Origin of the sequence: Oscillibacter sp. ER4 (genome assembly GCF_000765235.1) — a bacterium.
Classification (GTDB): domain Bacteria; phylum Bacillota; class Clostridia; order Oscillospirales; family Oscillospiraceae; genus Hominicoprocola; species Hominicoprocola fusiformis.
Map to the genome: position 1 here is coordinate 1 of NZ_JPJG01000087.1, position 12,150 is coordinate 12,150.

Sequence of the window (12,150 nt, forward strand, 5' to 3'; positions counted from 1 at the left end):
ATCGCGGGGCTGAGCGCCGCGCTCGACTTTTTGCAGGAGACCGGCGTTGAGGCCATCCACGCGCATGAAATGGCGCTGCTGCGCCGCTTTGTCGCGGGCGTCAAGAAAATTCCGGGCGTGACGCTCTACGGCGATTTTGACCATGAGCGCACGGCGGTCGCCGCGCTGAACATCGGCGATATGGACTCTGGCGAGGTATCGGACATCCTGTCCGAGGAGTACGGCATCGCGACCCGCCCGGGCGCGCACTGCGCGCCGCGCCTGCACGAGGCACTCGGAACTGAGGAGCAGGGCGCGGTGCGCTTCAGCTTCGGCTGGTACAATACGGAAGAGGAGGCGGACGCCGCGGTCACCGCGCTCCGCGAGATCGCAACATGAGAGAGAAAAAGCTATGGCTCGTCATCACCTTCCACACGACGGCCGCGGCCATCGCGATGGAAAAGCTCTGCCGGGCGAAGGGCCTGCCCGGGCGGCTCATCCCCGTCCCGCGTGAGCTGACGGCGGACTGCGGTATGTCGTGGCGCGCGGAGGTCCAGGACCGCGCCGCGCTCGCCGCGCTGACCGAGGCGGAGGGGTTGGAGGTCGACGGCTTTTACGAGCTGATGATTTGAAGAAAAGAGGGGGAACCATCGAAAAAACGATGGTTCCCCCTCTTTCATCTATGAATACCGTTTGTTTTTCAAAAGATAAACCGATATACTGGTTTTCGACAAAAAGTGTTGATTTTGTCAACGATCAAAAAAGGAGAATTGGAGAAAATGAAAAAAGTACATCTGGGCGTCATTATTGCGGGCGCCGCAGTGGGCCTTGCGGCGCTCATCTTAACGGCGCTCGGCAACCCCACGAACATGGGCTTCTGCATCGCGTGCTTTCTGCGCGATATTTCCGGCGCGGTGGGCCTGCACAGCGCGGCAAAGGTGCAGTATGTCCGCCCTGAGATCATTGGCCTCGTGCTCGGCGCGTTCATCATGAGCGTTGCGAGCAAGGAGTTCAAGGCGCGCGCCGGATCGCCACCCGCTTTGCCGAAAAGCAGGGTTATAAAGTGGAGTATGCCGCCGAAGGCGAGGACTTCTGGCTGAAGCTCAACAAGTAAGAGAAGGTCGGACTACCATATTATGATGAAAAGAGACGCCCGCAGAGCGTCTCTTTTTATTCTTTCAGCAGCTTCATCCGCTCGCGCCAGTCGGGCATGTAGCGCTCGATGAGCGCGTAGAACGCGGGGGAGTGGTCGTGGTGGCGGATGTGCGCGAGCTCGTGGACGACGACATAGTCGATGGCTTCGCGCGGATACTGCATCAGCCGCCAGGAAAAGCAAAGGCTGTTTTTCCCGCTGCACGAGCCAAAGCGCGTGCGCGCGGACGTAATCTTGAGGCCCGTCGGCGTGAGGCCCATGATGCCGCTCCAGTAATCGACGCGCATCGGGAGGTATTCCTTCGCACGCGCGATGAGCGCTTTGCGCTCCTCGTCCGTCGGCTCGGGATGGGCAAGGCGGCGCGCCTGCTGCTTTTCGCGGGCGCGGGTAAGCCAGTCCTCGTGCTCGGCGACAAAGCGGTCGATGAACTCTTTTTTGACGCCGTAGGGCGCGCGGACGACGGCATTTCCGTCGCGGTCCAATTGCAGGGACATCGTACGGCGCTTGGCGCGAATCAGCGTATAGTCCGTCATTCGCCAATATAGGTGAAGCGGCGGAACGTCTTGCCGTCGCGCTCGACAGTCTCGTTCCACATGCTCACGGGCCGCACCCAGAGGCTAAAGTCGCCGTACAGCGCGCGATAGACGACGAGCTCCTCCTCGGTTTCCGAGTGGCGCGCAATGCCGAGAACCTCATATTCTTTGCCCTTGAAGTGGCGGTAGCGCCCGGGCTTGATGCTTTCCATGAATGATGCCTCCTGCAAAGGATTTGGATAGAGTATAGCACGAAGAAGCGAAAAAAGGAAGCGGCGTGCGCCGCTTCCTTTTTGATTTGATTTTGAAATTTGCTTCTTAGTAGCTGCCGAGGTCGGCGGACTTGTCGCCCACGACGCTGACGCCGAACTCGTAGTCGTTGCCGGGGAGGATGGCGTTCAGGATGACGCCGCACAGGGCCGCGATGGCGAGGCCAGAGAGGGTGACGGCCGCGCCGCCGACAGTGAAGGTGATGCCGCCGACCGAGCTGAAGCCGAGGCCGCTGACGAACATGACCGCTGCGATGATCAGGTTGCGGGACTTGGTGAGGTCGACCTGGTTTTCCACGATATTGCGCACACCGACCGCGGAGATCATACCGTAGAGGATGAAGCTGACGCCGCCGACGATGGCCGCGGGGATGGAGTTGACGAGCGCGTCAAACTTGGGGGAGAAGCTCAGGATGATGGCGTAGATGGCCGCGAGGCGGACGACGCGGGGGTCGTAGACCTTGGAGAGGGCGAGCACACCGGTGTTCTCACCGTAGGTGGTGTTGGCAGGGCCGCCGAAGAAACCGGCGAACGCGGTGGCGAGACCGTCGCCGACGAGCGTGCGGTGCAGGCCCGGGTCTTCGATGAAGTTCTTGCCGGTGGTGGAGGAGATGGCGGAGATATCACCGATGTGCTCCATCATAGCCGCGATGGCGATAGGGGCCATGACCAGGATGGCGGAGACGTCAAATTTGGCGATGACGAACTGCTGGAGACCAAGGAAGCTTGCTTCACTCACACCGGAGAAGTCGACCTGACCGGCGATGACCGCGACGATGTAGGAGCCGACGACGCCGAGCAGGATGGGGATGATCTTGACCATGCCCTTGCCCCAGATGTTGGCGACCACGATGATGGCCATAGCGACGAGGGCGAGCCACCAGCAGGTGGAGGCGTTATTGATGGCGGAGCCGGAGAGGTTCAGGCCGATCATGATGATCATCGGGCCCGTGACGATGGGAGGGAAGTAACGCATGACCTTTTTCACGCCGAGCACCTTGAAGAGGAGTGCGAGCACGAGGTAGAGGAGACCTGCGATCACGATGCCGCCGAGCGCGTAGGCGAGCTTCGTTTCGGGATCGAGACCTTCGTAGGCGGGCATCGTCGCGACCGTGGAGAAGCCGCCGAGGTAGGCGAACGAGGAGCCGAGGAACGCGGGGACCTTGAACTTGGTGCACACGTGGAACAGCAGCGTGCCGAGACCGGCGAACAGCAGCGTCGTCTGGATGGAGAGCGGCAGGCCGTAGCCCTGGACCAAAATGGGGACGAGCACCGTCGCGCCGAACATGGCGAACATGTGCTGCAGGCCCAGGATCAGCATTCTGGGGGTGCCCAGCTGTCGGGCGTCGTAGATGGCTTCGTGTCCGAGATCTTTCTTCATGTGATTTTCCCTCTTTGCTTTCTTCTTATTTTTATTCTCATTTGAATAAACATGGTTGGGCCCCGCGTGGGCAAAAAATAAGACCGGTAAGAAAACTTACCGGTCAAAAGAAACAATATCAATAAAAACGGAAACAGCAATACCAATGGAGGGGTTTTTCTTTTTCGGCGCGGTGCAGAGCATCATGGGTCGTTCCTCCTGTTCGTTTGTTGTCGTCTGACCAAGAATACCCGAAAGCAGGCAAGATTGCAAGCCGGAATTTTGACCAATTTACATGAAAGATATCCATCATTTTTGTGCAAAAATGCGGGCAGCAAAACGAAATTTTTCCTGCAAAGGACTTGCCAAGACTGCTTTGATGATGTAAAATACCCATACCTCCTATTGATAACACCTATAAATGGAGGACTTTTTAAAAAGAGAGTGTGTGTTGTATGGAAAAGAAAAAAATGAGTCTGCCAAAGCAGATCGTACTTGCCCTGATCCTGGGTATCGCGGTCGGTCTTATCTTCTACTTTGTCGGTAAGCCCGAATTTACCACCAACTACTTAAAGCCCTTCGGCACGATCTTCGTCAATCTTCTCAAGTTCATCGTTGTGCCCGTCGTGCTGCTGTCGATGATCGACGGTATCATCTCCATGGGCGATATGAAGAAAGTCGGCTCCGTCGGCTGGAAGACGGTTGCCTACTTCCTCGTCACCACGGCAATCGCCTGCGTCATCGGCCTTCTCTTTGCGAACATCTTCAACAATGCCGGCCTGTTTCCCACGCTCGCGCTGGAAGAGGGCGCTGTGTGGGATAAAGCGACGAGCGCCAACTTCATGGATACGCTGGTTGCCATCTTCCCGAGCAATATGTGGAAGTCTTTCACGGAAGCCAACATGCTGCAGGTCATCGTGATCGCCCTGATGTTCGGCGGCGGCATCCTTGCCGCGGGCGAAAAGGGCAAGCTTGCCAAGGACCTGGTCTCCACGCTCTATGCAGTCATCGAGCGCGTGATGTCCTTCATCATCTCCCTCAGCCCCATCGGTGTGTTCACGATGATGGCGTGGGTCGTCGCCACGCAGGGCCCCGAGATCCTGACGTCTCTCGGTATCGTGCTTGGCTGCGCTTACCTCGGATACATTGTCCACGCGATCCTCTGCTATTCCTTCTCCGCTAAGGCGTTTGCGGGCATCAACCCCTTCACCTTCTTCAAGAAGGCATCCCCCGCGATGATTTTCGCCTTTACCTCCACCTCCTCTGCCGCCACGATCCCTCTGAGCAAGGAGTGCGCGGATGAGCTGGGCGCGGAGAGCGACGTTTCCTCCTTTGTTATCCCCCTCGGCGCGACGATCAACATGGACGGCACCGCCATCTATCAGTGCGTCGCCACCATCTTTCTTGCCACCTGCTGCGGCATGACGCTGACCCTTGGCCAGATGGTCACGATCGTCGTCACCGCAACGCTTGCCTCCATCGGCACAGCCGGTACGCCGGGCGCAGGCATGATCATGCTTGCCATGGTGCTCGAGGCGATGAACATTCCCGTCGATATGATCATGATCATCTACGGCATCGACCGTCTTTTCGACATGGGCCGTACCTGCCTGAACATCACGGGCGACGTCTCCTGCGCGCTGTGCGTTACCAAGTGGGAGAACAAGAAGGCTGCCAAGGCTGCCAAGTAATTTTCTGTTCCGCAATCAAAATGCCGCCCCGATTCGGGGCGGCATTTTTCGTCCGAACAAAGCGGATTGGGATTGCATTTTAACACAGCGGGGCATACAATGATGCTGCTTCGCCAAAGGCGAGGCACAGGAGGAAGAAGATGACGACTGATCGGAAACGGGGATATCTCTATATCCTGCTTGCCGCGATGCTCTATTCCACGACGGAGGTCGCGCTCAAGGCGCTCGGCGGCGCGTTTGCACCCATGCAGGTGACAGTCGAGCGTGTGCTGCTCGGCGCGGCTGCGCTGATGCCCTTTGCACTGAACGACCTCAAAAAGCGGGATATCCAGCTTACAAAGGCGGACTGGGGCTATTTCACACTGCTCGGTTTTCTGACGGTGACGCTGCACATGTCACTTTTGCAGATGGCGGTGCTGCACATGGACGCCTCAGCTACATCGATTATCTACTCGGGCAATCCTGTGTTCGCGGTGGCGCTGGCGCACTTCATCCTGCATGAGCCGCTGAAAAAGAACCATCTGCTGGCCATCGGCGTGGAACTTGTCGGCATTCTCTTCATCCTCAATCCCGCGCACCTTGAGATCAGCCTGCGCGGCTTTTTGGAGATCATCACCGCCACGCTGCTGTTTGCCACTTACGGTACGCTCTGTAAGCTGCGTCTGCCGCGGCTCGGCGCGCTCGTGATCACGACTTTCAACATGCTCATCGGCGGTCTGGAGCTTCTTTTCCTGCTGCTGCTCGGTGAGATTCCGGCGGTCGGTGCGCTTTACAGCGGCCTGGGGCTGGAGATATTTGCGGGCATTCCGTTTTTCACGAGCTTTACGCTCAAAACGACGCTGCTTTTGTGCCATGTCGGCATCGGCTGCGCGGCCATCGGCTTTCTGCTTACGGCGAAGATCACGGAGTACACCTCCGCGACGGAGGCGTCGTTCGTTTATCTCGTCAAGCCCGTTCTGGCAACGGCGCTGGCGGTCGTCGTGTACCACGAGCATATCAGCGTGAACCGCATGGTCGGCATCGCGTTCTTTGTGGCGGCGTCGCTGTGTGTCAGCGTGCCGGTGCTGAGAGAAATGCGGCGGGAGCGCGCGGTAAAAACTTGACAATGAGAATGGAAAAGCGGAAGGGCAGCGCCCTTCCGCTTTTTTGTTATTCGTCGATGCGGGTGATGTCGTGGATCCACTTGCCGGAGTGCAGGCGGTAAAGGCCGAGGGGGGATTTGATGATATATTCGATCATCAGGCAGAGGCAGAAGACCTCGTTCGGCACCTTGAGCACAAGGCCGAGCAGACACATCATCGGCAGCGTGCCGCACCAGAGGGGGAAATTGTCGATAAAGAGCGAGGCGTGCACGTCGCCGCCGCCGCGCAGCACGCCGACGACCATCGTGGTTGAAAAGCTGTGCAGCGGGATGGCGCAGGCATAGCACATGAGCATCACACTGCAAAGCCGCTCGGCGACCGCCGAGAGCGAGAAGAGCGGCATGACGAACGGGCGCATCAGCGTCACGAACATCGTGTATTCGGCGACGCCGAGCACAATGCCGAACGCGAACGCCGTGAAGCACAGCGCGCGGCCGATGTTGTAAACGCCCTTTAAGTTGCCCGTGCCGATCTCCTTGCCGACGATGACGGACACCGCCGCCGCGATGCCGAACACGCCGGAGGTCATCAGTTTGTCGATATTGCCCGCAAGCGTGTAGGCGGCGATGAGATCGCTGCTATTTTCCATGTGGCCCATGATGACCGTGATCATCGAAAAGCCCGTGCCCCAGAGCGTCTCGTTGATGAGCACCGGCGCGCTGTAGCGCAGGAATTTACGCAGCATGTCCATGCCGGGGCGGAGGATGGCGTGCTTCATGAGCGGCATCGTGCGGCAGCGGAACGCGTAGGAGAACGCGACGACGAACTCCACCACGCGGGACAGAAGCGTCGCTACCGCCGCACCCGTGATGCCGAGTGCGGGCAGACCGAGCTTGCCGAAGATCAGCACATAGTTGCCGAGCGTGTTGCAGAGCATCGAGATTGCGAAGACGATCATGCCGAAGCGCGGATTTTCGATGCTGCGCTGCATGCCGATGTAGATGGAGGAAAGCGAGTTGAAAATGTAGGAGAAGCCGACGATGCGCAGGTACGGCTCGGCCAGCTCCACGAGTGTCAGATTGTCGGTGATGAGGTAGAGCACCTGCGCGGGAAACGCGCACAGAATGGCGGCAAACAGCACGCTCACTCCGCCCGCAATCATAAAGCCGATGCCCATGACGCGGTTGATGCTCTCGCGGTCGCCGCGGCCCCAGTATTGGCTGATGAGCACGCTTGAGCCGCTTTGCAGGCCGAAGACGACGAGCTGGATGATGAAGACTGGCACGTTCGCCACCGTGACGGCGGACATCTGATCGCTGCCGAGAAGTCCCACCATGAACGTATCGAGAAAGCCGAGCGACGTGGTGATCAAATTCTGCACGATGACCGGCAGCGCCAGCAGAAAAAGATGCTTGTAAAAGCCCTTGGGCTGGTGAAGATAGGAGAACATAAAAACCTCGAATGTTGGAATTACAGCATGGGGAAGCGCGTGTCGCGGTGGGTTTTGAGGGCGGAGACGAGTGCGTCGATCTCTTCTTTCGTCGTCTCGGGGCCGAAGCTGACACGCAGCACGCCCGCGGCGGTCTTTTTGTCAAGGCCCATCGCGCGGTAGACGTGGCTCAGCTGCCCGCGATGGCAGGCGGAGCCTGCCGAGATGCAGATGCCCTGTGCGCCAAGTTCCGTAACGACATTCGCCGACGGGTAGCCGACGAGCGAGATCGACAGGATGTGCGGCGCGGTCCCGTCGCCGATGCGGACGACGCCGTCGAGCGCGAGGAGCTTTTCCTCGGCGTAGGCCTTGATGGCGGCGACGTGGGCGAGCTTTTCATCGAGATGGTCGGCGCGCAGCTCGACCGCCTTGGCAAAGCCTGCGATCTGGCCCGTGGCCTCTGTGCCGGAGCGCAGGCCGCTCTCCTGCCCGCCGCCAAAGATCAGCGGTTTGGGCGCGCGGATGCGCTCGCCCAAATACAGGCCGCCGATACCCTTGGGCGCGCCGAGCTTGTGCGCGCTGACGGAGATGAGGTCCGCGCCCAGCGTGTCGGTGCGGAACGGAATTTTCAAAAAGGCCTGCACCGCGTCGGTGTGCAGCAGGGCACGGGACTTTTTCGCTTTCAGAAGCTGCGCGACCTCGGCCACGGGGAAGATGCAGCCCGTCTCGTTGTTGACGAGCATCATCGTGACGAGCGCGGTGTCGTCGCGCAGTGCACTTTCGACCTGAGAGGCGGTGATGTCGCCGTTCTTGTCGGGCTTTAAGTACGTGACGGAGCAGCCCTCCTGCTCGAGGGTCTTGCAGGTCTCGAGAATCGCGCTGTGTTCCACGGCGGTCGTGATGATGTGCTTGCCGAGGTGGCGGTTCTGGTGCAGGGCAAGGCGGACGGCCCAGTTGTCGCTCTCCGACCCGCAGGAGGTGAAGACGAACTGTTCACTCTTGCAGCCGAGCGCGGCGGCAATCGTCTCGCGCGCCGCGGCGACAGCGTTGCGCGCCTGCTTTCCAATGGGGTACTGCGAGCTGGGGTTGCCCCAGCCAGAAACCAGCGTATCGTAAACGGCGTGCGCCACCTCTTCGGGAACGGGGGTGGTGGCCGCGTGATCGAGATAGATCATATCGGGAAAATCCTTTCTTTGGACTTGTCAGAATGCTCAAATGATTATACAATATAAAAATAAAAAAGCAAGGGCGGCGGACGCTTTGCGTCGGATACGGCAGAAAAAAAGCGGGACTTTACCGCCCAAATCGCGGAAAAGGATACAAACATACATGAAAGTTGCGATCTGCACCCTCGGGTGCAAGGTGAACCAATATGAAACGCAGGCACTCGAGCAGGAGCTTTTGCACCGCGGACATACACTGGTGGATTTTGAGGAGACGGCGGACGCCTACGTTGTCAACACCTGCTCGGTCACGGCGGTGAGCGACAAAAAGTCGCGCCAGATGCTCCGTCAGGCGCAGCGCCGCAACCCGAGCGCGGTCATCGCCGCCTGCGGCTGCTACGCCCAGACGCATCCCGAGGACGTCAAAAAGCTCGGACTCGACGTCATCGCCGGCACGAATGACCGTGCGAAGTTCATCGACCTTTTGGAGCGCGCGGCACAGGACAAAACGCCTATTGTCGATGTCGACGACGTCTGGGAGCGGCGCGATTTTGAGGTGCTGCCCGCGGGCGGTATGGTGAATCGCACACGCGCGATGCTCAAGGTCGAGGACGGGTGCGTGAACTTCTGCACCTACTGCCTCATTCCTTACGCGCGCGGGCGCGTGCGCTCGCTGCCGATGGACGAAGCTGCAAAGCAGGTGAAAGCGCTGCGTGAGGAGGGCTACCGTGAGATCGTGGTCACGGGCATCGAAATTTCGTCCTACGGCTCGGACTTCAAGGACGGGGCCTCACTCATCGACCTTTTGGAGCTCATCGCGCGCGAGGGCGGCGACATGCGCATCCGCCTCGGCTCGCTCGAACCGCGGACCATCACGGAGGAATTCTGCAAGCGGGCGTCGAAGCTTCCTTACCTCTGCCCACATTTCCACCTCTCGATGCAGTCGGGCTGCGACGCGACCTTAAAGCGTATGAACCGCAAATATGATACGGCGCGCTATATGGAATCCTGCGACCTGCTGCGTCAGTATTTTGACGACCCTGCCATCACGACGGACCTCATCACGGGCTTTCCCGAGGAGACGGAGGAGGAATTCGCGCAGACGCTTGACTTCATCGCGCGCGTCGGCTTTGCCGACATGCACGTCTTCCCTTATTCCATCCGCCCAGGCACGAAGGCTGCGGAGATGCGCCAGATCGACATGCCCGTGCGCGAAGAGCGCGCTGCGCGCGCCTCGGCTGTCGCCAAGACGATGCACGAAGCGTATCTTGCGTGCTGCGTGGGCAAGACCTTTCCCGTGCTCTTCGAACGCGACCGCAAGGGCGGCAGCGCGGGCCACGCGCCGAACTATATGGAGGTATCCGTCGCGCAGGAAGGCCTGCACAATCAGGTGAAAAACGTGAAGATCACGGCGGTCGACGGCGGCAGTCTTCGCGGCGAGTTGGAGGAATAACGCATGGCCAACCATTTTTATGCCTATATCTCCCGCATGCGCTGTGTCAAGCGCTGGGCGCTCATGCGCAACACCGAAGAGGAGAACATTCAGGAGCACAGCCACATGGTCGCGGTGCTGGCGCACGCGCTCGCGCTCATCCGCACGCGTGTCTTCGGTCTGCCCACGGACGCGAACGCCGTGGCGGTCGCCGCGCTCTACCACGACGCAACAGAGATCCTGACCGGCGATATGCCGACGCCCATCAAGTACTATAACCCCGAGATCCGCGACGCCTACCGCAAGGTCGAGGCCGTGGCAAGCGACAAGCTGCTCTCCATGCTGCCGGACGAACTGCGCGCGGACTATGAGCCCATCATCAAGATCGAGGACGAGACGACGAAAAAGCTCGTCAAAGCGGCGGACAAGCTCTCGGCCTACATCAAGTGCGTCGAAGAGCTCAAGGCGGGCAACATGGAATTCAAAAAGGCTGCGGAGCAGACGCACCGCGCGCTGAATGAGATGCACATGCCCGAGCTCGACTATTTCATGGTCAACTGCATGGAGAGCTTCTCCATGACGCTCGATGAGCTTGAATGACGCGGAATTAAGGAGGAAAACACCATGAACATCACTTGGCTGGGCCATTCCTGCTTTGCGGTCGAGAGCGCGGGCTGGCGCATCGTGCTCGACCCCTACTATGTAGAGACGTATCCTGCGCTGCACATCGAGGCGGACGAGGCGCTGTGCTCGCACGGCCACCGCGACCACGCCTTTCTGGAGGCGGTGACGCTCTCGGGCTGCGACAAATCGGAAAGCCCGTTTACGGTCGAGACGGTTTCAACGTTCCACGATGACAAGAAAGGTTCACTTCGCGGCGAGAACGCCATCCATATCCTGCGCGCAGAGGGGATGACGCTCGTGCACTGCGGCGACCTTGGCCATGAGCTGAGCGAGAAGCAGCTCGCGGCGGCCAAGGGCTGCGACGCGCTGCTGATCCCCGTCGGCGGGTATTACACGATCGACGCGAAGACGGCGAAAAAGGTCGCGGACGCGATCGCGCCGCGCGTGCTCGTGCCGATGCACTACCGCTTCGGCGTGCACGGCTACCCTGAGATCGGCACACTCGATGAATTTCTGGCGCTGTATGAGGCAAAGAAGATCCACAAACTTGATGGGAACTCTTTCGAGCTGACGAAGAACGCACCTGCGGGTGTCATCGTGCCGCGATTTGCCGAATAAGAGAAGAAATGCAAGAGCCGCCCGTTTAGGGCGGCTTTTGCTGTATAAACCCCTTCTTTCCCGCGTAGACTATAGTGCTTGCCCGGCTTGACCGGGGCGGAAAGGGAGGACGGAGCATGAAACGGGAGCTGCGCCGATGGGAGATTGTCGGCTTTATCGCAACTGGCCTTTTCGGGACGCTGCTGCACTTTGTGTACGAATGGACGGGCGGGAATCGCGTGATCGCGGTGTTTTCAGCGGTCAACGAGTCGACCTGGGAGCACATGAAGCTGTTGTTTATCCCGTTTCTCGTGTTCACGGTGGTGGAGTTTATTGTGTTTTCCGAGGCGTTCCGGAACTTCTTCGCCGTCAAGGCGGCGAGCATCTTGCTGGGCCTTGTCTCGATTCCGGCACTTTTCTACACGCTGACGGGAATGTTCGGCAAGCTCCCTGACTGGGTGAACATCACGATCTTCTTCCTCGCCGACGCGCTGCTGTACTTTGTGAGTTACCGCCTGCTGACCGATGGCGCGCTGCGCGGGGGCGCGATGCAGCTCATCGGCTTTGTACTTCTGTGGGCGCTGCTGTTCGCGTTCGTCTGGTTCACGTACCGCCCGCTGCACCTGCCGCTCTTTTTAGACCCCGTGAGCGGGTGCTACGGACTGGAAACACCGTGTTAAAAAAGCCCTGCCGAGAAGTGAACTGCACCCCAAAAAGTTAGACAATATTCTGAAGTAAAAATTGTTCAAGCCCTTTAGCTTTGCCTTGATCCTGCGGTTGTTGTAGTAATCTAGATATTCGATCAGTTCCAGTTTGAAGTGTTCCATGGAGCGGAACT

Annotated in this window: 14 protein-coding genes and 2 pseudogenes; 9 read left to right on the forward strand and 7 right to left on the reverse strand. The window is 59.2% G+C overall.

The window, feature by feature from the left end; translation table 11 throughout:
- The 3 genes and pseudogenes from NI20_RS0112145 to NI20_RS0112155 form a co-directional block, all read left to right on the forward strand.
- Positions 1 to 378 (forward strand): aminotransferase class V-fold PLP-dependent enzyme (locus tag NI20_RS0112145; protein ID WP_033121660.1); only part of this gene is annotated, 378 nt, incomplete at its 5' end.
- Positions 375 to 611 carry a DUF3343 domain-containing protein gene (locus tag NI20_RS0112150; protein ID WP_033121661.1) on the forward strand — a complete coding sequence of 79 codons (237 nt, stop codon included), beginning with the start codon at positions 375 to 377 and terminating at the stop codon, positions 609 to 611. The genes NI20_RS0112145 and NI20_RS0112150, both read left to right, overlap by 4 nt.
- Before the next feature lie 123 nt (positions 612 to 734).
- A pseudogene (locus NI20_RS0112155) lies at positions 735 to 1,016 on the forward strand (YeeE/YedE thiosulfate transporter family protein); the annotation flags it as partial.
- A gap of 133 nt (positions 1,017 to 1,149) precedes the next feature.
- Here NI20_RS0112155 and NI20_RS0112160 read toward each other — a convergent pair.
- The 4 genes from NI20_RS0112160 to NI20_RS15455 form a co-directional block, all read right to left on the reverse strand.
- A complete protein-coding gene (locus NI20_RS0112160) occupies positions 1,150 to 1,665 on the reverse strand; it encodes a M48 family metallopeptidase (RefSeq protein WP_033121663.1) in 516 nt (171 codons plus the stop codon).
- Positions 1,662 to 1,877, reverse strand: a complete 216-nt coding sequence (locus NI20_RS0112165) for a DUF1653 domain-containing protein (protein WP_033121664.1) — start codon at positions 1,875 to 1,877, stop codon at positions 1,662 to 1,664. The genes NI20_RS0112160 and NI20_RS0112165 overlap by 4 nt, the downstream gene beginning before the upstream one ends.
- Before the next feature lie 106 nt (positions 1,878 to 1,983).
- Positions 1,984 to 3,315, reverse strand: a complete 1,332-nt coding sequence (locus NI20_RS0112170; RefSeq protein WP_033121665.1) for a uracil-xanthine permease family protein — start codon at positions 3,313 to 3,315, stop codon at positions 1,984 to 1,986.
- 118 nt (positions 3,316 to 3,433) lie between these two features.
- Positions 3,434 to 3,691, reverse strand: a complete 258-nt coding sequence (locus tag NI20_RS15455; RefSeq protein ID WP_197055395.1) for a hypothetical protein — start codon at positions 3,689 to 3,691, stop codon at positions 3,434 to 3,436.
- Positions 3,692 to 3,749: 58 nt separating this feature from the next.
- On the opposite strand from NI20_RS15455, the gene NI20_RS0112175 reads away from it, so the two are divergent.
- A complete protein-coding gene (locus NI20_RS0112175) occupies positions 3,750 to 4,985 on the forward strand; it encodes a dicarboxylate/amino acid:cation symporter (RefSeq protein WP_033121666.1) in 1,236 nt (411 codons plus the stop codon).
- A 140-nt stretch (positions 4,986 to 5,125) separates the two neighbouring features.
- Entirely contained in the window at positions 5,126 to 6,088 is a 963-nt protein-coding gene (locus NI20_RS0112180) for a DMT family transporter (RefSeq protein ID WP_052084678.1), read from the forward strand.
- Positions 6,089 to 6,134: 46 nt separating this feature from the next.
- On the opposite strand, the gene NI20_RS0112185 is transcribed toward NI20_RS0112180, so the two are convergent.
- Positions 6,135 to 7,517: an MATE family efflux transporter gene (locus NI20_RS0112185; RefSeq protein ID WP_033121667.1), complete on the reverse strand. Its 1,383-nt coding sequence runs from the start codon at positions 7,515 to 7,517 to the stop codon at positions 6,135 to 6,137.
- Positions 7,518 to 7,537: 20 nt separating this feature from the next.
- A complete protein-coding gene (locus NI20_RS0112190) occupies positions 7,538 to 8,671 on the reverse strand; it encodes a cysteine desulfurase family protein (protein WP_033121668.1) in 1,134 nt (377 codons plus the stop codon).
- Between the two features lie 154 nt (positions 8,672 to 8,825).
- On the opposite strand from NI20_RS0112190, the gene mtaB reads away from it, so the two are divergent.
- The 4 genes from mtaB (at position 8,826) to NI20_RS0112210 (ending at position 11,992) form a co-directional block, all read left to right on the forward strand.
- Entirely contained in the window at positions 8,826 to 10,112 is a 1,287-nt protein-coding gene (gene mtaB / locus NI20_RS0112195) for a tRNA (N(6)-L-threonylcarbamoyladenosine(37)-C(2))-methylthiotransferase MtaB (RefSeq protein ID WP_033121669.1), read from the forward strand.
- Positions 10,113 to 10,115: 3 nt separating this feature from the next.
- Entirely contained in the window at positions 10,116 to 10,691 is a 576-nt protein-coding gene (gene yfbR / locus NI20_RS0112200) for a 5'-deoxynucleotidase (protein ID WP_033121670.1), read from the forward strand.
- Positions 10,692 to 10,715: 24 nt separating this feature from the next.
- A complete protein-coding gene (locus tag NI20_RS0112205; RefSeq protein ID WP_033121671.1) occupies positions 10,716 to 11,333 on the forward strand; it encodes an MBL fold metallo-hydrolase in 618 nt (205 codons plus the stop codon).
- A 116-nt stretch (positions 11,334 to 11,449) separates the two neighbouring features.
- Complete coding sequence (locus NI20_RS0112210) at positions 11,450 to 11,992, forward strand: DUF6512 family protein (protein ID WP_033121672.1); 543 nt, start codon at positions 11,450 to 11,452, stop codon at positions 11,990 to 11,992.
- A 39-nt stretch (positions 11,993 to 12,031) separates the two neighbouring features.
- On the opposite strand, the pseudogene NI20_RS16055 reads toward NI20_RS0112210, so the two are convergent.
- Positions 12,032 to 12,150 (reverse strand): annotated as a pseudogene (locus NI20_RS16055) (IS3 family transposase); the annotation flags it as partial.